Raw genomic sequence first — 21,706 nt, forward strand, 5'->3', positions numbered from 1 at the left:
TAATCAAGCTTTGTGATATCGGTCCCTTTAGGTGGTCGATCACCCGCATCTTCAAGCCAAGTAATATAATCGTTTAAAAGTTGAATCAAACTGTTTTGCCACTTGATTTTATTAACTAAATACATGATAATCTGAAGTAGATTAGGCATCTCTTTTCACTCCTTAAGTGATGAATGTTTGTTTTTAGTGAACTTCATTTTATCAGATTAAGGGGGGAAGAGGTGCCTTTTTGTATTTTAATTGATAGAGCAACGATAGTTGCATTAAAACAACACGAAAAAACAAAAAAATTGGTAATTACTCCAGTGGAAAGAAGGGTAATAATATGACAAACATTGTCCTCATCGGCATGACTGGCAGCGGGAAAACGACAATCGGGAAAGAGCTGGCCAGCCGCCTCAAGCTGTCTTTTATAGACATGGACGACTTTATAGAAAAACAGGTGGGGCAGTCAATCCCGGAATTATTCGAACAGGGCGAAGCGGTTTTCCGATCTCTAGAAACTGACGCCTGCATCAAGCTGGCCGATGCCACTGATACAGTGATCTCGACTGGCGGAGGTGCTGTCCTGAAACAAGAAAACCAAAAGTGGCTCAAACAAGCGGGCGTAATCGTATGGATCGATCGTCCGGTAAATCTAATTGTAAAAGACATTGAAACTGCACACAGACCACTTTTGAAAAATGGCAAGGAAGCCTTATATACGCTTTTTGAAGAACGTCAACCGGTCTACGAGGCTCTTGCAGATGTAACTGTCCGCAACGATCAGTCCCTTTCAGAAACGGTGAATGACGTGCTGAATCAGTTGACTAAACTTGACACTAAAGGAGACCACTCATGAACATATGGATTATCAACGGACCCAATATTAATCTTTTAGGAACAAGAGAGCCGGATATTTACGGTCACGAAACAATGGAATCGATCAACCGTCAGATTCAGACTTATCTGACTGATCACGGACATATCTATGAATTTTTCCAGAGTAACTCCGAAGGGGCACTGGTCGATAAAATACAGGATGCATTGAATGAGCAGGTTGACGGCATCGTCATCAATCCGGCTGCCTATACTCATTACAGTTATGCCATTCACGATGCCTTGAAATCCGTGTCTATTCCGACAGTCGAAGTCCATCTGAGTGCCATTCATTCCAGAGAAGCATTCCGGAAAGATTCTGTGATCGCTCCCGCCTGCATCGGCCAGGTGTCAGGCTTCGGACCAGCGAGCTATCTGTTAGGCGTACAAGCTCTGGAACTTCATTTGGCAAAGGAGAACACCTAGATGAATTTAGCAATTGTAGGCCTTGGTGCCATCGGAGGATCCTTTGCGATGAGCCTGATGAACAAGGGGAATCACCGTATCATCGGTATCGACATCGATGAACAGACCATTGACTATGCACTGAAAGAACAGATCATTCACGAAGGCATGACTGTTCCGGAAGAAGGCTTGAAAGAAGCAGACGTGATCATGCTGACCCTTTACCCCAGCCAGATCGCACCTTTTGTAGAGCAGTACCGTTCCTATTTCAAGCAGGGAGTCGTACTCACTGATGTGACCGGCGTGAAAACCTCTATTATTAAAGAAACGTCCCGCGTCCTTCCAGATCACGTTGACTTTATTTTTGCTCATCCGATGCGTGGAAGTGAGAAAAAAGGAATAGCCGGTGCATCCGCAGATAAATTTAAAGGAGCGAATGCTTTGATCACCCCCCTTCCTCAAAACAAGGAAGAGAACCTCACCCGTATAGAACAGCTGTACCGGGATGCCGGATTTTCCACGCTGACTCGGGTGACACCTGAGAAACATGACGAGCAGGTTGCCTATGTCAGCCAGCTGATGCACGCCCTGTCAGTATCCGTCGTAAACAGCAGCCAGGCCTCGGACGACACACTGCTCTTTGCCGGCAACAGCTTTCAGGAACTGACCCGCATAGCCGATATCAACGACAGCCTCTGGAGTGAACTGTTTCTGAATAACAAAGAGGCACTGATTCAGTCGATTATGTCATTTGAAGCCGAGCTGGAAACCTTCAAACAAGCTATAGAAGCAGATGATGAAGAAGCTCTGAAAGACTTTCTGATTCGAGCACGCGATCAGCGCAGAGACTGGTACTGATCAAGCTCGGAGAATCATTCGCCACTTTGCAGAACCAGCCCTTTAATGATTTAAAGACTCGCCAGTCGGCGGGTCTTTTCACTTTCCAAAAGCTTGTCATTATGGCCAGAGCTTTGTTCCTTGACACCAAAAAGGACGCGTCTCAAAAGAAGACGCATCCTTTATTTACCTATTCAAACTTTCCATTCACCGACATAGACATTTTCGCCTTCCACCATGCCTTCTTTCCTGAAGCCGAATGATTTATAAAGACGAATCGCCAGGTCGTTGTCCGGTTCAGCACCGATCCTCAGGTCCCTCACATGCCTGTGAGGCTTGAACTCTTTCAGAAAAAGAGCCAGCGCTTTTCTCCCGATCCCTTTTCCCTGGTAGTCCCTGTCGATCATAAATCGTTCCAGCCACCAGGAGTCGATCGGATAGGCATCATCAGCTGGATAGTAGCTGCACATCAAAAATCCGACTACAGTTCCGTCCTGATAGATGGCAAACGGGTATTTATCCTCTTCGTAGGTCGCTTCCAGAAGGGACAAATAATTGGGGGCCACAAAGTCTTCCTGGTGCGGATGCACTTTCAGATCCACTACGGTCATATAATTATGTTTGTCTACAGGTTTCAGTTCAATCATCGGTCATCACTTCTTCAGTAAAATTTGAATTAACCTGCCTGTGGGTCACTTTTCAAGTCTTTACTTGAAATAGTTGATGCCCATAGCATCCTTAACTTCATCCAGAGTCTGGGCTGCGACAGCTTCGGCTTTCAGGCTTCCCGATTTCAGCATATCCAGAATGGCTCCTTTATCTTCAGCAAATGCTTCTCTGCGTTCACGAATCGGTTGAAGCTTGGCCTGAAGCACATCATTCAGGTAACGCTTGATTTTGACATCACCCAATCCTCCGGCGCGGTACTGGTCTTTCAGTTCCTGTACTTTTTCCTTATCGTCATCAAACACATCCAGATACGTGAAGACAACGTTACCTTCGACTTGACCCGGATCCTCCACACGAATGTGGTTCGGATCGGTATACATGCTCATGACTTTTTTCTGGATGGTATCTGCACTATCAGACAGGTAGATACCGTTATTCAAAGACTTGCTCATCTTCCCTTTTCCATCAATTCCGACCAGACGGCCCTGACCTTTTGGAGGCAGGATGATATCCGGTTCAACCAGAACATCTTTTCCATAAGTCCGATTGAAGTCGCGTGCCACTTCACGTGTCTGCTCAAGCATAGGCTTCTGATCTTCTCCTACAGGAACGTGAGTCGCTTTGAACGCCGTAATGTCTGCGGCCTGGCTCACCGGATACATGAAGAACCCTGCAGGGATACTTTCGTTGAAGCCTTTTTCCTGAATTTCAGACTTAACGGTAGGGTTACGATGCAGTCGAGCTACGGTGACCAGATTCAAATAATAAAGCGTCAGTTCCGGCAGTTGAGAAATCTGAGACTGAATGAAAATCGTCGTCTTCTCAGGATCCAGTCCCACAGCCAGGTAGTCCAGAGCCACTTCCATAATGCTCTGCTGAACCTTTTCGGGATTCTTAGCGTTGTCCGTCAGTGCCTGCTGATCCGCCACCATGACAAATACATTATTCTGTTCATCTTCTTGAAGCAACACTCGGTTCTGTAACGAGCCGACATAGTGACCTAAATGCAGTTTCCCGGTTGGACGATCGCCAGTTAATATAGTACGTTTCATAATTATTATCTCCTTGGATAGCGTAGTCTAATTGATTTTATTGTATCTTACTTACACAGTAAAAAAAAGGTAAAATGCATCTCCTGCTGATCAGGCCTGCTTCTTCTCCTTGAAGCCTCGAGTCATCCACCAGATGGTCAGGCCTGACATGATAATTAGAATAATCCATTCACCGAAAGGAATAAAGAGCTGGCTCAGGATCATTATTAGAGAAAGAATGAAGACAGGCACGAAAAAGATCAGCGTGCCCATGCATCCCAGATTAGCTTCAGACGCTGAATACTTCCTTGAAAAAGGCAGACTTTTGACGGATCGGCGTGCTTCCAGATAAAAGACAACACTCATCAGCAAAAAGCCGTTGATCATCTGAAGCAGATAGCCCCATCCAGAAAACACAAGGACGACTGCAGCAATTATCAGATAAAGCGGCAGCAGGATTTTTACCAGCATCGCCTTGAGAGCTGCCCGCATGAACGGGGCTCTAGACTGCTGCGGTGTCAGATTGAACACCCAGCTTCCCTTGTAATTAGTTGAAAACTGAATCGATACTGTCAGAACTGGAATCAGCAGTAAGGTGAAATAGGGCAGATACAGAAATGATACGGGATTCTGTTCCAGTCCCCCAGTCTGATCACCAGTCAGTGTCGTGAAGACGAACACGATCGGGAAGACCAGCGCACTGGCAATCGACGGATACAGACGGGTCTTGAATTCCCGCTCCGTCTTTGTCAGCTGCCAGGAGAAATGAAAGTAGGCCTTCTCCAGAGGGTCTTTGCATAATCCAGAAGCTGCGATTCTTTCCAGAACCGACCGTTTGTTTATTTTAAGACTTGAAGCATTCATTTTTTGAAGATTGCTTTCAATTTTATCCGTACTCCAGTTATATAAAATCACAAGTAACACGGATCCTACTATAAGCAGGCCGGTATATATGCCGTAAGTCAGTGTCCAGCCTTCCTGAAGCAGTCCAAATGGTGCCACGAACCACATTGGGAAAAGAACGGAGTGGCCGAGGGTCAGATTCATTTCAACCAGCAGCGTTTCCGGATCGATGATCTGAAAAATCTGGCCGACTAAATAATAGCCGATTACCATAAAGATTGATAGCGAGATCTGACTGTAGGCAATGATGTTTTTCAAGCGTTCGCCGTCAAACTGCTTAAGAATCGTAGCGTAAACGACAAGGGTCATGCCCAGACACCAGAGTGAAGCCAGCAGCGAAAGCACAAGGACCAGCAGTCCGGCCATTAGGCCATTGAAGTAGAAGGTGAATAGAATCACTGGCGCTCCGATGGCCATCGTAAATGAAATAAGATAAATGCCTACATGTGTAGCCTTAGCTGCTCCGAGCGTCTTCCTGGTTACAGGCTTTGTTCCGATGAGTATTGAGTCTTTTGTATCCAGCAGAATAGTTGAAAAATTAGCCAGAAGAGTCGAAAACGTCATCAGGAACAGAAAACTGAAATACGTCGTGTACTGAAACACCCAATTGTCATACGCAAAAAGGAATAGCAGAAAGACACTGATCAGTGCGTAGACCCACAAACTGGAGAAAAAATGGTTTTTTTCTTCACCCGACCGGCTGTTTGAACTGACTGCCTGCATCGGTGATTCTCGCCTGCCGTCCATCGTCATCTTCATAGAAAGAATGTTGCGCATCTGAGGATAATCGACCCCAAACTTTTCATATACTCCTGAGAGAACATCTATAATCCGCAGATAGACCGGTGTCTTCCCGCCTTTTTTCAGCCCAAGAATGTCACGCATCATTGGAACCGTCTCCCTTCATTGCAGTGAGGAACTGTTCGGCGAGAGCCGCATGCTGGTCAAAGCCTGTCAACGTATTGAAAAGCTGCTCCAGAGTGCCATCCGCCTCTTCTTTGAGCTCCTCAAACGGGCCGTCCGCAACGACTTCTCCGTCATTCAGAATCATGATGCGGTCACTCAGTTTTTCAACGGTATCCATCACATGGGATGAATAAAAAATCGTCTTGCCTTCTTTTTTCAGCTGCCATAATAATTCCTTTATGATCTGTACACTATTCGCATCTAACCCATTGAGCGGCTCGTCCCAGAAGAGGATATCCGGATTATGAAGCAGGCTGGAAATAATCAGAACTTTCTGACGCATCCCTTTTGAAAAAGAAGCCAGACGCCCATTCAGTGACTCTTTTATGCCTAAAGCATCCATCATCTCTTCTGATTTAGACAGAATGATGTCTTCTTTCATTCCGTAAAGTTCACCGATGAACAGCAGGTATTCTTTAGCCGTCAGTGTTTCGTAAAGTTCCGCATTCTCCGGCACATAACCGATGCGTGATTTGTAAGTAACCGTCTGACTGTCTATTGGCTGCCCGAAGAGTCGAATCTCTCCCCCGTCTCTTTCCAGCACCCCAAGAATAATTTTGACCGTAGTACTCTTTCCAGCTCCGTTCGGCCCTATGTATCCGATAATTTCTCCAGGATGTACTGTAAAATCAACGCCTTTCAGTACCGGTTTTCCGTCAAAAGATTTAGTCAGCTGACTGATTTCTAATATTGGTTCCATAACTGCCTCCATGTGTCATTTAGTGATAGTTTAGCACAAAATAATAACTTTACTCCTTTCTATTACCAATCATCTTTAAAATATGCTACTGTTTACTTATTCATTTTACTGAAAGTGAGCTGATGACATGTATACATATGAAACTTCATTCGAACGCGCTTCTTTATGGGCAATCATCTGGCGGATCGCTCTGGCCACGCTTGGTGTAATCATTCTTGGCGCTGTACTGCTCGTTGCCTTTATGGGCGAACACATCACGATGATCGGTCTGCTGACGGATGGGCTGATTTACTTCTTTCTTTATAAAATCACGATAAGTCAGATGAAAAAACAGTCCTTGTCCGTGGCAGCACTGTCTTCCCCCTATGAAAAGACTGTTTCTCCAATGATTCGAGTGGCTGGCTGGACCATTCTGACAGCGGTCGTGGCTTCTTTATTTGTCTACTTCTTTGTTTCTGTTCTGACATTTATTCCCACACTGTTTGACCGCATCGTGCCTTATGTTCTTGAACTGACTGGCTCAGAAGATCTTCCGGTGTTCTATCTCTTCATTGTTGCCGTCATATTCGCACCAGTTGTAGAGGAAATTGTATTCAGAGGGTATCTGCTGAATAAATGGGTCGACAAATACGGGGTGAACAAAGGGATTATTTTCAGTTCAGTCGTCTTCATGGCTATTCACCTGCAGTCGCTGTTCATTCCTCAACTTCTCGTTGGTCTGGTCTGTGGAGTTACTTATGTGAAATACAACAATCTTATCTATCCAATTATCGCTCACGCTTTATACAATCTGCTGGTAATCCTCCCCCTATTTCTGGCTCCATCCGTTTCAATTGCGGATGCTCAGGCTGAATTTTTAATGTTGAGAGATGGTCTGCCGACTGAGTATGTCGTCTACTCTGCATTATTTATTCTTTCTCTTATTTTCCTCATATGGCTACTTCGCAGAGAATGGAAATCTCTTAGAAATTCAGACAGCCCTTACGCTCAGAACATTTATTCCATTGAATAGATGATCCATTCCTTTCCGTCTTCCGGGAAGGAACTTTTTATTTTAGCCTTCCTAAAATGAATAAAAGGTGTATACTATTAAAATATAGCAATCTTTCTAGTAAAATTCTAATACAGGGAGCGCTTCATACATGACCGACTGGAAAACCGTTTATCAAGACATCAGACCATCACTCAATAAGAATAAAGATAACCACCTGGACACCCTTTTCACTCTTCTAAGACAGCCAAGTATCAGCACACTTAACTTAGGCGTAAAAGAATGTGCCGATCTTCTGCTCAATATGATGACAGAGAATGGCATTAAAGCTCAGCTCATGGATACCGGTGGACACCCTGTGGTTTACGGGGAACTGCTCGATCCTGAGAATACGACCACCATTCTCTTTTACGGGCACTATGATGTCCAGCCTCCTGAGCCACTTGAGTTGTGGGAGTCCGATCCGTTCGAGCCAACAATTAGGAACGGAAGAATTTACGGCCGAGGTACAGGCGACAACAAAGGTCAGCTGATCGCCCATATCCTAGCCGTGGGTACTTTACTTAAAGAACATGGCTCGCTCCCGGTCAACGTCAAATTTCTTTTCGAGGGAGAAGAAGAAAAAGGCAGCGTCAATCTTGCTTCCTTTGCGGAAAAACATAAGGACCTGCTCAAAGCAGATATTGCCTATACTGCAGACGGGCCAATGGAAGGAGACGGGCAGCCCTCAGTGACTCTGGGTAACCGCGGACTGCTCTATGTTGAAGTGAAAGCTCAGGGTGCCAATAGAGATAACCATTCAGGTAATAAGGGAAACATTGCCCCTGATCCCGGCATGGCTCTATTAAATCTGGTCCGGTCCATGGTCACTGAAGAAGGAGACGTTCTGATAGACGGATTTTATGACGGTGTACTGACTCCAACCCCAGAAGAAGCAGAACATCTGAAGAGCTTGGCCTTCTATCCAGAAAAAACAGCGAAAGTCATCGGTCTGGACAGCCTCGATATGACTGGAGAAGAATACTACACAAACTTATGCTTCAAACCGACGTTTACCATTGCAGGATTTGAAACGGGGTATACAGGAGAAGGAACAAAGACGATCATTCCTGGAAAAGCTAAAGTCAAACTGGATATGCGCCTGGCACCTAATCAGGACCCCCAAGCCATCTATGAAGCTATTGAAAAGCATGTGGCAGCCTTTGATTCCCGCTGCCGCTTGTCAGTAGAAAATCTGAGTGCAGTCAAGCCTTCCAAAACGCCTCTGTCTCATCCACTCGTACAGAAAGTGATCGAGTCAGTCGAGGTGGCTTATGATACCCCGCCAGTTGTCCTTCCAGCTCTTGGGGGCACCGGTCCTATGTATGTCTTCACTGATATTTTGGGCATTCCGTCTGTCACGGTTCCTTATGCCAATGTCGATGAAGATAATCATGCACCCAATGAAAACCTGGGACTGAAAGAATTTTACTGGGGCATTCAGGCCAGCTGCAGCACCATCCTTCACTTAGGGCTGACAGACTGACTCGTCACAAAAGTTGGGACATTCTAAAAATCTGCATAATAAAACCAGCTGCCTGCTATAGTGACCAAATAAAGTTAGACCTGAAAAATCTAACTTTCTGGAGTCTGCACAGGCAGCTGTTTTTTTCTGACTAGTTTTTGAATTTTACCCTTCCCATTCGTTAAAGAACTGGATCAGGAAGTCTTCCATAAAGGCGTGCCGCTCTTCGGCGATCTGCTTTGCCGTCTCGGTGTTCATCAGATCCTTAAGCTTAAGCAGCTTCTCGTAGAAATGATGAACCGCACTCGATGGCCCTTCCCTGTATTCTTTTTCAGTCATGCTCTCGCGTACAGACAGTTCCGGATTGAAGATGACGTCTCCCTTGCTTCCTGCATACGTAAAGCAGCGGGCAATTCCGATTGCCCCAATTGCATCCAGTCTATCTGCATCCTGAACGATCTGAGCCTCAAGAGTCGTCAGTTTCCGACCATTTCCACCCTTGAAGGAAATAGTCTGGATGATGTCCATGATCCGTTCTGCGTCTGATGAGGATACACCCGCCCCCTCAAGCCAGTATTCAACTTCTTGAACAGCCTCGTCTTTGCTGCTGACCAGCTTGTCATCAATCAGATCATGCAGCAGAGCAGCCAGCTCCACTATATAACTGTTGGCCTGTTCTTTTGTTGCCAGCTTGGAAGCCATCTTCCAGACTCGCTCAATATGATACCAATCATGTCCGGACCCTTCATTGTTCAGTTTCTCTTTTACCATATCTATTGTGTCTGCTACAATCGTCTGCTTGTTCATATGAGAACTCCTCTGCTCTTTTCTTAACTTTAACACACTTGAGGAGATTTGAACATGCGTTCTAAAAAAGCACCTTTCAACTCGTAGTCGAAAGGTGCTTGATCGTTGTGCTATTTGAATTAAAGGACATCTCCGGTCTGAGCATCGACTTGCTGGTCGCTGCCGCCTTCGACGTCGATATCATAAATCGTACGGCCGTCTTCTACTTCGAGACCCCATTCTTCTACATAACCGGAACCTGAAGCATCAAGTGCAGCTTCCATCGCTTCCTCTGGTGAAATGATGCCTTCCAAATCTAATATGTCTCCTGAATCATCGTCATCGTCCTGTTCCTGCTGAACAATTTCGCCTGTCTCTGAGTCGATATCCAGTTCGTATTCGTACTGGCCGTCCCAGCCTTCGAATTCATACAGGTAGCGTCCATCGTCATAATTGAACTGAATCTCACTGATATTGATGTCTTCACTGCCGAACGTCTCATAGAACTGATCGATCGCATCGTCCAGACTCACAGAGAACGTCATTCCTTGGATCCCCTGAGAATCATTGGCATCGTCAGCTGCACCATCAGTCTCATCATCGGATGTATTGTCCGCAGCGGTATCATCAATATCGTCTTCGCCCGTATTATCTGCAGCAGTATCATCTCCCGCATCCGTGTCACCAGTCTGTTCCGTATCATCTTCCACAGGCGTTGTATCCTGCGTATCGTTATCATAACAAGCAGCTAATAGTAGAGAAGCTGATAATGAAAGCACCCCTAATCTGATTGCTTTACTCGTTGACATAAAAATCCTCTCCTTACTATCATTCTTTCTTAATACATATGAATGATAACAGGTTTAAAGAATAAAGGCAAACATGACGCTTGTGAAAATAAGATCATTTCAGGTCTCTACTCAGTGTAGAATGGCGCAAAAGTTATTTCTTCACAACCAGCTGAATGGCTTTCTGAATCATTTCTTCCTGTTCTTCTATGTTGGCTGATGGATTTTCCAGGCATCGCTTCAGGTTCTCAGCTACAATCACACCCATGATCCGGTCCACACTGGAGCGAACTGCAGACAATTGTGTAACGACATCACTGCATTCTTTGCCTTCTTCGAGCATTTTCTGCACGCCTCTCAACTGTCCCTCTGTCCGTTTCAGCCGATTATAAATACTTTTATCGCATTTCATATTACTCGATGTCTCCTCTCCAGGCAGACATGCCGCCCATTACGTTTACTACATCATACCCCTGATTTCCCAAAAAGTCACACACCATTGATGAACGTCCGCCTGATAGACAGATGACATGATACTCCTTATCTTTTTTAACGTAATTCCGAAAGAAGTCTCCCACTTCTAAGCGTATGGGTGCGAAGCACCAGTGAAAGTGGGAGATGAATTTCGGTCAAGCGATAGCTTGAAGTGGTTAATGTCATTCTCATTTGGTATACTTTATATATAGACGATAACCAAGTCTATATAGGCGACAACCAAGCCTACTGAGTATTCCTTGGCGTTAGCCAAGTAAAAGAAAACCTATGAGGCAGGGACTGCCTTTTGAGCCTACCCATATCCGATTCCTCTGTCTGCATGAAACCTGTGCAGACAAGAATGGAGTTCGTAGGAAGCCCCCACTTCAAAATCCGGAGGATTTAAGTGGTGGGTAGTTCACGGGTTTTAAATTCTTGTGCAAGTCCGCTTAAAGGCATGCTGACTGCTCCCGGAATGTGTCCGGCAGCGAATTCATCCACTTCTCTCACATCAATTATATTTAGATTTTCACGTTTCTGTTTCTGTCCAAACTCATCCATGCTGACTGATCTATACATATTCCAATTTCTCCGGTCTGACTGCCTGATAAAGTGCATATGCACCATCCAGGTTTTTTACTTTAAATCCTGACTGTTTCAATAATCTTTCACCAATATAGCTTCTCTGTCCGCTTCTACAGCTGATGATATACTCCTGCTCTTTGTCCAGCTCATCCATCCGGTCACGAAGGTCATTCAAAGGAATGTTGAGGGCATTCGGGAATCGGCCCGATTCCAGCTCTGATTCAGTTCGGACATCCAGAAGAATGGCACCTTTTTTTAGTTCACGGTTCAGCTCATGCCATTGAATCGAGTCACTTAACCCTTCAATAATATTCAATGCGGCGTATCCGGCCATGTTTACTGGGTCTTTTGCCGAACCGAACGGTGGGGCATACGTAAATTCAAGCTCCGGCAGATCAAAAACAGTGAGCCCTCCTTTGATGGCTGTCGCAATAACATCGATACGTTTGTCTACACCTTTAACGCCGACTGCCTGAGCCCCATACAGTGTACCACTGACTGAATCAAAAATAACTTTTAATGTGATATCGGTCGCTCCTGGATAATAACCGGCATGGTCTTTGCTCAATGTATGCACGGAGGCAACGTCTTTGCCTGCTTGTCTGAGCTGTCGTTCGTTCAGGCCGGTCGAAGCGGCAGTCATATCGAAGGCACGCACGATCGCTGTTCCAATGCTTCCTTTGTTCGCACGACTGATTCCAGCTATATTGTCCGCAACCTGACGTCCCTGTCGGTTTGCAGGAGAAGCAAGGGAAATCAGTGCATCTTCCTGGCTGATCTGATTCTTAACAACGATTGCGTCTCCGACTGCGTAGATATCTTCTACGCTGGTCTGATAGGTGTTATCAACCAGGATTCCTCCACGAAGGCCCAGCTTTATTCCTGCTTGTTCAGCCAGACTGCTTTCCGGCTTGACCCCCACTGACATAATAGTCAGATCTGTTTTAAATTCTGTTCCATCTTCCAGTACGATGAACCGGCCTTTTTCTTTAAACGCCACCGCAGACTGAGAAGTAATCACCTTGACACCTTTTTCTTTCAATTCATTCTGCACGAAGACTGCCATTTCTTCGTCCAGTGGCGGCAGGACATGCGGAGCTTTCTCAATGATCGTCACGTCGATGCCCCTGTGTTTCAGGTTTTCTGCCATTTCAATGCCAATAAAACCGGCGCCTACAACGACCGCTTCTTTTGGATCGACCTGATCGATCCGGTTCATGATTTTATCCAGATCTGGCACATTTCTCAACGTATAGACATTCTCAGCTTCATCCAACCCATCAACGGGTGGGATAAATGCTTTCGCTCCAGGTGACAGGATCAGCTTGTCATATGATTCAGTTATCTGTTTTCCATGATGGACTGCCGTTACAGTCTTCTCTTCAGGATTGATCGACAGGACTTCATGCTCCGGCCTGACATCCAGACGGAACCGGTCATAGAGAGCCTCAGGAGTCTGAACCAGGAGCTTGTCTCTTTCTGATATTTCACCAGAGACATAATACGGCAGGCCGCAGTTGGCAAAAGATACATACGGCCCCTTTTCAAAAATAATGATTTCAGCTTCTTCTTTCAACCGGCGTAGACGTGTAGCGGCAGACATTCCTCCAGCTACCCCGCCTACTATAATAATTTTTTCCATTTACTGTTTTCCTCCTCTGACAGGTCCATTCCATTGGATCATGCCCCCGCGGATATTCACGACATCATAGCCCTTCTTTTTTAGAATGGATGCCGCTCGCTTGCTTCTCATTCCAGACTGGCAGATGACGTAGACCTTTTCATCCTTATCCCCCGTGTATCCTTCAATTCTGTTCAGTGGAACATTTTTTGCTCCAGGTATATGCCCTGCACGGTATTCTCCAGGCATTCGCACATCTATAATCTTGGTCTGATTGTTTCTTTCTGCTTTTAGCTGATCAGCACTTATAGCGGCTGACCGGTTGAATAATCCAAACACTCGTGTTCCTCCTTATTTGTTTCTTTTTATACCCTATGGGGTATATTATCATCTTAGTTTGAGCACTGTCAACCCCCTTAACATAAACTGTCTGCAATTTTTTTGACTATGATGTACAATATAAAGTAAGAGTACTTAAAGGAAGGATGGAATAAAATGAAGAAATCTTTGAAGTGGGGATTATTTGGAGCTTTGGGGCTGACGGCTGCAGCTCTGGCTTATTCAAGTGCCTTTTTTTATAAAAAAGCTGTAGGAATCAACCACAAAGAATTTGTAGATGAGTTCAGCATGGATGAGATCCAGGCTGATGACCCCTGGAAAGAGGAAAAAGAATGGTATAATACAGTAGATAAAAAGATTCTGACGATCCGGTCTACGGATGAACTGACTCTTTCAGGACTATTCATTCCCCAGCAGGAGCCTACGAAACGAATAGCTATTATCGCTCATGGATATAGTGGAAGCAACAAGGACATGGCGCCTTGGGCTAAACTTTATTTCGATTTAGGTTTCAACCTTCTTCTTCCTGATGCCAGAGGGCATGGGGACAGCGAAGGAGATTACATTGGATTTGGCTGGCATGAACGTAAGGATTACATTACCTGGATAGATAAACTGATTGATGAATTTGGCGAAGAAACTGAAATCGTTCTTTTTGGATTAAGCATGGGGGCGGCGACTGTTATGAATGTCAGCGGCGAGCAGCTGCCAGTCAATGTCAAAGCTGTCATTGAAGACTGCGGTTACAGTTCGGTGACCAAAGAGATGGCTCATCAACTGAAAACCCTGTACAAACTGCCTCAATACCCGTTCATTCCGATGACCAGCCTCATCACAAAAGTCAAAGCCGGCTACTGGTTCGGTGAAGCCAGTCCTGAAGAACAGGTAAAAAAATCCTCTATTCCAACGTTATTCATACATGGAGATGAAGATGACTTTGTGCCCACCTATATGGCCTATGAACTCTATCACTCAGCGAAAAGCCCTAAAGAGCTGTATATAGCTGTTGGTGCAAAGCATGGTTATGCATATGTGACGGATAAAGAGATGTACCGTACCCGTATCAAGCATTTTTTAAATACACATATGAACAGCGTCGACTATCCACTGGCAGTCTGACCCTTATTGAATCGTCTGCCTATTCTCGGATGACTGTCAGCTCAGCAAGAGCGGGCTGTATAAACACATTATAAACCGAACGATTCTACTCAATTGATAACTTTTCAAAATGCTCCTGTATACAGAACGACCCCCTTCAGTTTTTGCCGAAGGGGGTCTATTTATTTCGCATTGGCTATTGCTGGGGCCATTTATGATTGTCCGCCTCGACTGCTCCCAGAAACTTTCGTCTCCGATGACTGACCTTTTGAATGCTCTCAGAGAATTTCTTCTCTTCAACTAACGGCAGCTTCAATTCTTTTAATTCTGTCCAGTCTGGATAAGGGGGTTCATTTTCTGCTTCCTCAATAAAGGCAGAGGTCATCGATTCAAGGTATGTTTCGACGCTGGATCTGGCTTCACTGATCAGCATCATGTTGACCGTTCCTTTATCAGCCAAACCATGATGAACCACTGTCAGTACATCATCCAGGATGGCGATGCCCACCGCCGATGATTCCTGGGGCTTCTGACTGTGATAGTAATGAAGGAGCGGGTAGGCCTGATGCTGCTGGGTCAGTTCCGTGATCTGTGAAGATGCATTCATTAGAAACAGATCAAGCTGGTAAAAACCTTCCCCACTCCAGGCCTTCCGCATGACTTCTGAGCTGTCCATTCCCAGCCCAGTAACCGTCTGGGCCAGTGCACGTTTTTTGCCGACTGCACTGACAACTGAAATGACATAAGAAGCACCTAAGGTCAGAAAAAGAATGCCTATTCCTGAATTCAAGGCTGTTATGACCTGCCAGAATCCGGGCTGCGGAGAGTAGTCCCCTACCCCGAGAGTAAATAATGTAAACCCTGTGAAATAGAGACGTTCGTACCACATGACCGGCCCTTCAAACGTCGTCTGGACAATAGACTCCGAATCTCCTGAAAAAAACAGAGTAAGACCGATCCAAAGCAGCAGGACCCAGCTGAGAAGGGTCAGAACGAGAATAAGCGGACCGATGATATTAAACAAGCCCTTCTCATTCTTACTTATTCTCCTGGTAATCTTCCACGTCGATCGAGCTATCCTCTTTGACATGGGTCCCGCTCCACCGTCTACCCACAGGGTGGTCCATATCATATCTGTGATCGTGAACAGAATTAGAGCCACACCTGATACATATAGTAATATACTAGTCATTTCATCACCTCTCCTCGGTCTTTCTCCCATTATAATTGAGCTCAACGGTCACTTACAATGAATAAGAGTCACTAGTCATCCTCACATAACAAAAATATAAATTGATAGGCCGATTTTTAGGTAATAAAAGAGTAAATTTAAAATATAATTGATAATACCCATTTAACTGCATAAAAATTATTAAAAAATCTTTTTTATACATGTGCAAGTGATATTTATTCATACTAACGTTACTTAATTTTATGTTTTTGTTCAATTTAGTCTACTTAATTCGTATGATTATATGGAATATTTTATATCACTCTCTTTTTTATTCACTTATTGCTATGTTCTACCTTGCAAACATAGTATAATACTTTTAAACAGGATGAATATTCATAATTATCTAATCAAATATCCAGACATTTTCACAGTCCCTTGCTGATTCAGTTGCCTTAATAAACTGATCATGTGCTTTATTACTTAAGGAGAACTACCATGCCTATTCAGAAAAAGAATGTTTACGGATTAATTTTTATATTTGCATTTACGCTGTTCTACTATCTATGGCTTTTCCTTTTTCAAGACAATGCTTACCTACTTACCTGGGGTGGGAATACCCTGTCTCTGATTGGATCAGCAGTCCCATCCATCTGGCTTTTTCAGGCCTATAAAACTGCCGAGAAGCCAGACAAGCCATTCTGGTTCCTGATCACTTTAGGAACATTCAGTTATTTCCTGGCTGAATGTTCCTGGATACTTTACGAGAGTGTCCTGAGAATCGAAGTCCCTTACCCAGGAACCCCTGATCTCTTTTATATACTTAATGCGCTGTTCTACCTTAGTGCCTTCGGATTCAAACTATACAAGGAAAAGACAAAACTTGTTCTGACCCGCTACATTTTCGATTTTCTTTTCATTATGATTATTTACGCCACCCTCAGCTGGTATTTTTTATTAAACCCGATCATTTTAGCAGGAGATGTTTCTCTTCTAGCCGTAGTTGTATCGCTTGCCTATCCAATCGGTGATCTGGCGCTGGCTTTCTGCCTGCTTATGGTGATTTTCTCAAGTAAACAACTCTTTTCGAATGACTTGATTCTATTTTTCGGTGCCGGTCTATTTACTTATATTGTCGCAGATACTGCTTTCGTCTATCTAGTCACCACTGAAACTTACGACTCCGGATCCTGGACTGATCCACTCTTTATCTTAGGCGTCCTGCTTGTCGGCTTTACCGGACTGCTTCAGAAAAATCAGTCATCGATCCAGCTGAGGAAGAAAGCTGTCATTCGAACGAAACCTATGCTGTTCGCTATCCTCTTTCCTTTCTTCGGACTGACTTCGCTGTATCTGTTTATGATATTTACAACCACCGGGGCTAATGCCATTACTATCGGTGTAGGGTTGTCCATTATGCTTGTCATAGCCCGGCAGTTTCTCCTTCTGTCAGAGAATAGACGCCTACTTCAAAAATATTTAAAGAACACTGATGAGCTTCAATCCAGTCAGGAACGTTACCGGTCATTGTTCGAGCATCATCCTGACGCAGCCTTTTCATTCACACTTGACGGTACAGTCCTGAGTGTCAATGAAAAAGGGGCTGAAATTCTCGGCAAAACAAGGGAAGAACTTATCGGACACTCACTGATTGACACTATACATGCCGATTATCAGGAAACGGTCAAAGGACATTTTAATAACGCTAAAAAAGGCATCTTCAAAAATTATGAACTCCCTCTCAGCAATACAGACAACGAATTTTATTACCTTGGTGTGACCCATGTGCCGATCAAGGTAGATGGAGAAGTTATTGGCGTCTACGCCATTGCGCGAGACATTACGGAGAACAAGATCAATCAGGAGCAGATCAAGTATATGGCCTTCCATGACCATCTGACTCACCTGGCCAATCGCATCCGTTTCGAAGAAGTTCTTCAGAAATCTATAGAGGATGCTAAGATGCACGATAAGAAGTTTGTGCTTCTCTTTATGGATCTGAATAATTTCAAAGACGTCAATGATGACTATGGTCATGCATTTGGAGATAAGCTGCTGGCTCAGGTAGCCAGACGCATTGCTTCGATGGTCAAGAAAGATGACTGTGCTGCACGACTAGGCGGGGATGAGTTCACTGTACTGATTGATGATCTCGATAGCTATGATGACGCCATGAGATGGGCCAGTCAGCTCCTGAACAAGCTGAACAAACCTTACCTCATTGATGGAGAAGAAATCGTCTGCACGCAGAGTGTCGGCTTTGCCTACTACCCTAAAGATGGTGAATGCGTACAGGACCTGCTGAATAAGGCCGACGCAGCCATGTATAAGAATAAACGCCATTCCAAAGCAATGTTAGCTGCTAAACGAAAGATCCCGCACGCTTGACTAGCGTCGGGATCTTTTTTTAGTTTTCATTTTATACGTGCATTCGCTTGCTCAGTTCATTCCTGATGTCTTTGCCGTGGCGAAGCAGAACAGACCAGAACATGATGAAGCTGAACAGAACAGACAGCCAGCTGGGCAGATCGATGACGACCCAATCCATTTGTATGAAAAGGAAAGGGATGAAGCCTACTAAGGCTGCCAGCTGAAGGTACAGAATATAGTCGCCTGCCTGTAGCCTGACGACTTGTATCACCACAAACATCGCCAGCAGGGCAGAGATACACAGAATCGGTATCACGAAGGTCAGTGACCAGCCGAGCCAGCCGAGGATATAGTCAAAGTGCACGCTTAATAGAGAGAAGAGAAAGAGAATGTAGACGATTCCTTTTACGATGTTCCGCCGCTTTCTGATCAGGACCAGCACCATCATCCAGGTGACCATCAGTCCGAATAGCACGAACTCAAGTCCGAAAAAGCGGAAGCGCCAGATCGACTGACTGATGAAGTAAATCAAAATGACCAGTAATGACACTAGCGTCAGTGACTGCTTGACTTTTCTCCTCTGGAACCTCAGACCGACTTCCGGGAAAGATGTAGACGGGCTTCTCTTTCCTGATTCAATCAATGGTGTGTCGCATAACGGACAGGCATTCCAATTATCCAGCACATCGACCTGACATTCAGGACACTTTTTCATCACTCAAACTCCTCTCTTGTTACCTTGTTGACATCCAGCTGGATATCAAGCCCTTCGCTGGACAGGTATCTGATAAATCGTTTCTGAATATCCGTTTCGATGAATGGACTGGTGAACAGAATATTGAGTTTATCCTTATAACTGTTTACGCAGAACTGAGGTCTGACGACTGCCGTGTAAAAATTGATATTCTCCACGTATGGTTCAACCATTTCAGGGAGTGACAATTTCCCAAGGTTGGACATCGCTACCGTTATTTTCCGGTTCGTATAGAGGCTGACCCATTTTAGCACCAGGTCCTTGATCGGCCTAAACACGACACGAATGGCCGGATGAAATTCAAAGCCGATGAACCGTTTAAGACGTTTCTCAATAGCTTCGGGTTTGATTTCTTTCTTCAGCTGATTATCGATTTCCTGACAGATGTCTTCGATATTATATGGCTGATTCTTTTTAAAGGTATACGCCATCAAAGTCGTACTGAAAAAATTTCTGACTGAAAAAGACGGATAGAATTGTCTCAAATTGACTGGTATCGAAACAGTGACGGTGTCCTCTTCTTTTTTCTCCTCAATCGATTCATAGACGGATATCATAAATATAGCCGTCAGATATAAGGTCAGTGATACCTTGTGTTTCTTCGACAGAGCCAGTACATCTTTGACCTGTGTGGTCATCTCAATAATACGCGGGCGGTGATCGGGTGTGATTGTGCCTTTAACTCTGTGTACATTTGAATAGTCAGTCTGTTCTTCATACGGCTGAAGACTTTTCTCGATGTTGTCCGCTTCCTTATACGCTTCTTCAAACGGTTCCCGAGTAGGTACGTTCTCACGCTTCTTCTTTTTCTTTCTGAAATAGCGGTTGAAGCTGTCTTCCAGATCCTGTTTCTGTCGAGGCGTTCGTTCAGAGTTTTCTCCAAAGGCTTCCGGATGTCTTAAGCGCGTATATTCTGTAATCAGATCTTCGAAGAACCACATCGCTCCCGTTCCATCAGTCAATGCATGAAAGACTTCAATGTGGATCCGGTTTTCATTATAAATCACCCTGAACAGCAGTTCTTTCCGGTCATAATGATAAATGGCCGTACAGGGCGGCATGGTTTCAGGCTGGACATACGGAATCTTTTCAGTGTGTTCCAGATAGTACCAGAAAATCCCCCGTCTCATGACGTTCTGAAAGAGCGGGTAGCCTTCATAAACTTTGATCAGTGCTTTCTGAAGGGAGGCCGGATCAACTTTTTCAGACATTTGTGCCGTAAAACGAAAGACTTTAGTATCCACATCCGTACGTGCAGCTAAAAAGATATTCGAGGCATTGTCCAGTCTGACCCAATTTTTCTTTTCCATGCCTCTGCCTCCTCCTTATGATTGATTTAAAAATGAATCGATTGCTGCAAAGGTCTCTTCGACCGGTTCAGTGAATTTAGGATAAGTGATGAACCCGTGTACACTGTTATTGACCCGATGAATTTTAGCGGTGTTGCCTGCTTCTTCCAGAGCTCTGGCGTATGCCTCCCCTTCGTCCCTAAGCGGATCGAATTCTGCGGTGATGACCAGCGTATCAGGCTGATTCGACAGATCCTCAGCCATCAGTGGTGAAATCGTCTGGCTCTTGCGTATATCTTCGTCAGGTGCATATAGTTCCATATACTCCTGAATTTTCTTGATGGTCAGGCCATAATCGTAGCCATTGGTCCGAATCGATTCGAACGGCGATGCTTCGGTGTGATCCCAGTACGTCACTGGATAAATGAGGATTTGCCTTGAAGGCAGACGCTTCTTTTTATCTCTCAACAACAGTGAGACGGCAGCTGCTAAGTTGGCTCCTGCAGAGTCTCCCATTAGGATCCAGTCCGGTTCGTTCTCATCCAGCTTCGTCATCAGCACTTCAGCCACTCTCAGACAGTCATCTAGACCTGCCGGATACGGGTGTTCCGGTGCGAGCCTGTAATCGACTGAGTAGATGATCCGCCCCATGCTGTCCGCCAGATTCACACATGGACGTGTGTATGTCTCGATATCTCCGATTACCCAGCCCCCACCATGAAAATAGATCACCGGCTCATCGTACTTCTTTTCTTTAGGATAGAAAATCCTGACAGGTATTTCGTGATCATCTGCTGTCGCATAAATTCTCTCATCCATAATCCGGTAGGTCGGCTTAGGCTGTTTAGAAAACAATCTCTGCATGCGCCGGATGGTCTGGTAGTCCTCTTGAATATCTATTTTTGGTGAAGAGGCCAGCCTCAATATAAATTTAAACAGTGGATTCATTTTTTCTCCTCATGGAACTGAACTTTTTAACAGTTTACCATATATCGAACCGGTCCTGATAACCCGAGTCGATATAAGTACATCCTTATTTTACCTTAATTTCCCTGCTTTAAGAAGAGTTATAGCGAGTACCCCCCCTATTCCGTGCGGACTCTTTCTATGATTTGGCGACTCTCACTAGTCTTGTGATTGATCTAGTGGCGCTCTGGTCTGCGAATGGGTCATAAAATTCATATATGGTACATTCACGCAAAAAATTTCAGGCCGAATGGACCATATCTTCGTTTATGATCTATTAACCGATTTTATCCGGCAGCGAATGGTCCATATCTCCATATGTGAACCATTCCCCCCTCGACCCGTCTCACCACCGCTCTAATATAATCGAGTAGGAGGTAAATAATTAATTTACCGTCCTCTCACACCACCGTGCGTACGGTTCCGTACACGGCGGTTCAATAATTTAAATATCTCTATCGCTCGTACAAATGGATTAAATCTCTTAATCCCCATTCTACGAACTTTTTATTTGTTAATGCTCGGTGTATGATTTCAGTTCGTGAAATTCGCCAGTAAGCCTTTCGGCTAGCTGCTGTTTTAAGGGCATCGTCATGACCGA

At 44.8% G+C, this 21,706-nt stretch carries 21 protein-coding genes; 7 read left to right on the forward strand and 14 right to left on the reverse strand.

Annotated features, from left to right (window positions below; translation table 11 throughout):
* The first annotated feature begins 325 nt into the window (after nt 1-325).
* Genes ACYQ2O_RS04890 through ACYQ2O_RS04900 form a run of 3 tightly spaced genes read left to right on the forward strand, consistent with a single transcriptional unit; the run spans nt 326 to nt 2,121 of the window.
* Entirely contained in the window at nt 326-841 is a 516-nt protein-coding gene (locus tag ACYQ2O_RS04890; protein ID WP_346024523.1) for a shikimate kinase, read from the forward strand.
* Nucleotides 838-1,284 (forward strand): type II 3-dehydroquinate dehydratase, encoded by a 447-nt coding sequence (aroQ, locus tag ACYQ2O_RS04895; RefSeq protein WP_346024524.1) that lies wholly within the window; start codon nt 838-840, stop codon nt 1,282-1,284. Before ACYQ2O_RS04890 ends, aroQ begins: the two co-directional genes overlap by 4 nt.
* Entirely contained in the window at nt 1,285-2,121 is an 837-nt protein-coding gene (locus ACYQ2O_RS04900; protein ID WP_346024525.1) for a prephenate dehydrogenase, read from the forward strand.
* Between the two features lie 173 nt (nt 2,122-2,294).
* On the opposite strand, the gene ACYQ2O_RS04905 is transcribed toward ACYQ2O_RS04900, so the two are convergent.
* The 4 genes from ACYQ2O_RS04905 to ACYQ2O_RS04920 all read right to left on the reverse strand — a co-directional run bounded on the left by ACYQ2O_RS04905 (nt 2,295) and on the right by ACYQ2O_RS04920 (nt 6,369).
* Nucleotides 2,295-2,747, reverse strand: coding sequence for a GNAT family N-acetyltransferase (locus ACYQ2O_RS04905; RefSeq protein ID WP_346024526.1), 453 nt, complete (start codon nt 2,745-2,747; stop codon nt 2,295-2,297).
* A gap of 60 nt (nt 2,748-2,807) precedes the next feature.
* On the reverse strand, nt 2,808-3,821 hold the full coding sequence (gene trpS / locus ACYQ2O_RS04910; protein ID WP_346024527.1) for a tryptophan--tRNA ligase: 1,014 nt from the start codon (nt 3,819-3,821) through the stop codon (nt 2,808-2,810).
* A 90-nt stretch (nt 3,822-3,911) separates the two neighbouring features.
* Nucleotides 3,912-5,591, reverse strand: a complete 1,680-nt coding sequence (locus tag ACYQ2O_RS04915) for a hypothetical protein (RefSeq protein ID WP_346024528.1) — start codon at nt 5,589-5,591, stop codon at nt 3,912-3,914.
* Entirely contained in the window at nt 5,581-6,369 is a 789-nt protein-coding gene (locus tag ACYQ2O_RS04920) for an ABC transporter ATP-binding protein (RefSeq protein ID WP_346024529.1), read from the reverse strand. The genes ACYQ2O_RS04915 and ACYQ2O_RS04920 overlap by 11 nt, the downstream gene beginning before the upstream one ends.
* A gap of 127 nt (nt 6,370-6,496) precedes the next feature.
* Here ACYQ2O_RS04920 and ACYQ2O_RS04925 point away from each other — a divergent pair, with 127 nt between their 5' ends.
* Together ACYQ2O_RS04925 and ACYQ2O_RS04930 are read left to right on the forward strand one after the other, a co-directional pair.
* On the forward strand, nt 6,497-7,381 hold the full coding sequence (locus ACYQ2O_RS04925; RefSeq protein ID WP_346024530.1) for a CPBP family intramembrane glutamic endopeptidase: 885 nt from the start codon (nt 6,497-6,499) through the stop codon (nt 7,379-7,381).
* A gap of 130 nt (nt 7,382-7,511) precedes the next feature.
* Complete coding sequence (locus tag ACYQ2O_RS04930) at nt 7,512-8,885, forward strand: M20/M25/M40 family metallo-hydrolase (RefSeq protein ID WP_346024531.1); 1,374 nt, start codon at nt 7,512-7,514, stop codon at nt 8,883-8,885.
* Nucleotides 8,886-9,029: 144 nt separating this feature from the next.
* Here the strand turns inward: ACYQ2O_RS04930 and ACYQ2O_RS04935 are convergent, their stop codons facing one another.
* From ACYQ2O_RS04935 to ACYQ2O_RS04960, 6 genes are all read right to left on the reverse strand, one after another.
* Entirely contained in the window at nt 9,030-9,671 is a 642-nt protein-coding gene (locus ACYQ2O_RS04935; protein ID WP_346024532.1) for an HD domain-containing protein, read from the reverse strand.
* 119 nt (nt 9,672-9,790) lie between these two features.
* Nucleotides 9,791-10,459 carry a PepSY domain-containing protein gene (locus ACYQ2O_RS04940; RefSeq protein ID WP_346024533.1) on the reverse strand — a complete coding sequence of 223 codons (669 nt, stop codon included), beginning with the start codon at nt 10,457-10,459 and terminating at the stop codon, nt 9,791-9,793.
* 133 nt (nt 10,460-10,592) lie between these two features.
* Nucleotides 10,593-10,850 (reverse strand): metal-sensitive transcriptional regulator, encoded by a 258-nt coding sequence (locus ACYQ2O_RS04945; RefSeq protein WP_346024534.1) that lies wholly within the window; start codon nt 10,848-10,850, stop codon nt 10,593-10,595.
* Between the two features lie 464 nt (nt 10,851-11,314).
* Nucleotides 11,315-11,491 (reverse strand): rhodanese-like domain-containing protein, encoded by a 177-nt coding sequence (locus ACYQ2O_RS04950; protein WP_459796101.1) that lies wholly within the window; start codon nt 11,489-11,491, stop codon nt 11,315-11,317.
* Nucleotides 11,484-13,139, reverse strand: a complete 1,656-nt coding sequence (locus ACYQ2O_RS04955; protein WP_459796102.1) for an FAD-dependent oxidoreductase — start codon at nt 13,137-13,139, stop codon at nt 11,484-11,486. Before ACYQ2O_RS04955 ends, ACYQ2O_RS04950 begins: the two co-directional genes overlap by 8 nt.
* Nucleotides 13,140-13,457: a rhodanese-like domain-containing protein gene (locus ACYQ2O_RS04960; RefSeq protein WP_459796103.1), complete on the reverse strand. Its 318-nt coding sequence runs from the start codon at nt 13,455-13,457 to the stop codon at nt 13,140-13,142.
* 156 nt (nt 13,458-13,613) lie between these two features.
* Between ACYQ2O_RS04960 and ACYQ2O_RS04965 the strand changes: the two genes are divergently transcribed.
* Nucleotides 13,614-14,576 carry an alpha/beta hydrolase gene (locus ACYQ2O_RS04965; protein WP_346024538.1) on the forward strand — a complete coding sequence of 321 codons (963 nt, stop codon included), beginning with the start codon at nt 13,614-13,616 and terminating at the stop codon, nt 14,574-14,576.
* 175 nt (nt 14,577-14,751) lie between these two features.
* On the opposite strand, the gene ACYQ2O_RS04970 is transcribed toward ACYQ2O_RS04965, so the two are convergent.
* On the reverse strand, nt 14,752-15,747 hold the full coding sequence (locus ACYQ2O_RS04970; protein ID WP_459796104.1) for an ion channel: 996 nt from the start codon (nt 15,745-15,747) through the stop codon (nt 14,752-14,754).
* Nucleotides 15,748-16,224: 477 nt separating this feature from the next.
* Here ACYQ2O_RS04970 and ACYQ2O_RS04975 point away from each other — a divergent pair, with 477 nt between their 5' ends.
* Nucleotides 16,225-18,114, forward strand: a complete 1,890-nt coding sequence (locus ACYQ2O_RS04975; protein ID WP_459796105.1) for a diguanylate cyclase domain-containing protein — start codon at nt 16,225-16,227, stop codon at nt 18,112-18,114.
* A gap of 31 nt (nt 18,115-18,145) precedes the next feature.
* Here the strand turns inward: ACYQ2O_RS04975 and ACYQ2O_RS04980 are convergent, their stop codons facing one another.
* From ACYQ2O_RS04980 to ACYQ2O_RS04990, 3 genes are read right to left on the reverse strand one after another with little or no spacing between them, the layout of a single operon-like run.
* The gene (locus ACYQ2O_RS04980) at nt 18,146-18,811 is read right to left on the reverse strand and encodes a DUF6320 domain-containing protein (RefSeq protein ID WP_459796106.1); all 666 of its coding nucleotides are present in this window, start codon (nt 18,809-18,811) and stop codon (nt 18,146-18,148) included.
* Complete coding sequence (locus ACYQ2O_RS04985) at nt 18,811-20,160, reverse strand: alcohol acetyltransferase (protein WP_459796108.1); 1,350 nt, start codon at nt 20,158-20,160, stop codon at nt 18,811-18,813. The genes ACYQ2O_RS04980 and ACYQ2O_RS04985 overlap by 1 nt, the downstream gene beginning before the upstream one ends.
* A gap of 15 nt (nt 20,161-20,175) precedes the next feature.
* Nucleotides 20,176-21,087: an alpha/beta hydrolase gene (locus ACYQ2O_RS04990; protein ID WP_459768688.1), complete on the reverse strand. Its 912-nt coding sequence runs from the start codon at nt 21,085-21,087 to the stop codon at nt 20,176-20,178.
* Nucleotides 21,088-21,706: the final 619 nt, after the last annotated feature.

Source organism: Alkalibacterium sp. m-11 (assembly GCF_054658155.1).

Excerpts from the sequence above, each read along its gene's own strand:
- ACYQ2O_RS04965 (WP_346024538.1), top strand. The coding sequence starts at position 13,614 with ATGAAGAAATCTTTGAAGTGGGGATTATTTGGAGCTTTGGGGCTGACG.
- ACYQ2O_RS04935 (WP_346024532.1), bottom strand. The coding sequence starts at position 9,671 with ATGAACAAGCAGACGATTGTAGCAGACACAATAGATATGGTAAAAGAG.
- ACYQ2O_RS04925 (WP_346024530.1), top strand. The coding sequence starts at position 6,497 with ATGTATACATATGAAACTTCATTCGAACGCGCTTCTTTATGGGCAATC.
- aroQ (WP_346024524.1), top strand. The coding sequence starts at position 838 with ATGAACATATGGATTATCAACGGACCCAATATTAATCTTTTAGGAACA.
- ACYQ2O_RS04890 (WP_346024523.1), top strand. The coding sequence starts at position 326 with ATGACAAACATTGTCCTCATCGGCATGACTGGCAGCGGGAAAACGACA.
- ACYQ2O_RS04945 (WP_346024534.1), bottom strand. The coding sequence starts at position 10,850 with ATGAAATGCGATAAAAGTATTTATAATCGGCTGAAACGGACAGAGGGA.
- ACYQ2O_RS04940 (WP_346024533.1), bottom strand. The coding sequence starts at position 10,459 with ATGTCAACGAGTAAAGCAATCAGATTAGGGGTGCTTTCATTATCAGCT.
- ACYQ2O_RS04970 (WP_459796104.1), bottom strand. The coding sequence starts at position 15,747 with ATGACTAGTATATTACTATATGTATCAGGTGTGGCTCTAATTCTGTTC.
- ACYQ2O_RS04920 (WP_346024529.1), bottom strand. The coding sequence starts at position 6,369 with ATGGAACCAATATTAGAAATCAGTCAGCTGACTAAATCTTTTGACGGA.
- ACYQ2O_RS04950 (WP_459796101.1), bottom strand. The coding sequence starts at position 11,491 with ATGTATAGATCAGTCAGCATGGATGAGTTTGGACAGAAACAGAAACGT.
- ACYQ2O_RS04915 (WP_346024528.1), bottom strand. The coding sequence starts at position 5,591 with ATGATGCGTGACATTCTTGGGCTGAAAAAAGGCGGGAAGACACCGGTC.
- trpS (WP_346024527.1), bottom strand. The coding sequence starts at position 3,821 with ATGAAACGTACTATATTAACTGGCGATCGTCCAACCGGGAAACTGCAT.
- ACYQ2O_RS04975 (WP_459796105.1), top strand. The coding sequence starts at position 16,225 with ATGCCTATTCAGAAAAAGAATGTTTACGGATTAATTTTTATATTTGCA.
- ACYQ2O_RS04980 (WP_459796106.1), bottom strand. The coding sequence starts at position 18,811 with ATGAAAAAGTGTCCTGAATGTCAGGTCGATGTGCTGGATAATTGGAAT.
- ACYQ2O_RS04985 (WP_459796108.1), bottom strand. The coding sequence starts at position 20,160 with ATGGAAAAGAAAAATTGGGTCAGACTGGACAATGCCTCGAATATCTTT.
- ACYQ2O_RS04930 (WP_346024531.1), top strand. The coding sequence starts at position 7,512 with ATGACCGACTGGAAAACCGTTTATCAAGACATCAGACCATCACTCAAT.
- ACYQ2O_RS04905 (WP_346024526.1), bottom strand. The coding sequence starts at position 2,747 with ATGATTGAACTGAAACCTGTAGACAAACATAATTATATGACCGTAGTG.
- ACYQ2O_RS04990 (WP_459768688.1), bottom strand. The coding sequence starts at position 21,087 with ATGAATCCACTGTTTAAATTTATATTGAGGCTGGCCTCTTCACCAAAA.
- ACYQ2O_RS04900 (WP_346024525.1), top strand. The coding sequence starts at position 1,285 with ATGAATTTAGCAATTGTAGGCCTTGGTGCCATCGGAGGATCCTTTGCG.
- ACYQ2O_RS04955 (WP_459796102.1), bottom strand. The coding sequence starts at position 13,139 with ATGGAAAAAATTATTATAGTAGGCGGGGTAGCTGGAGGAATGTCTGCC.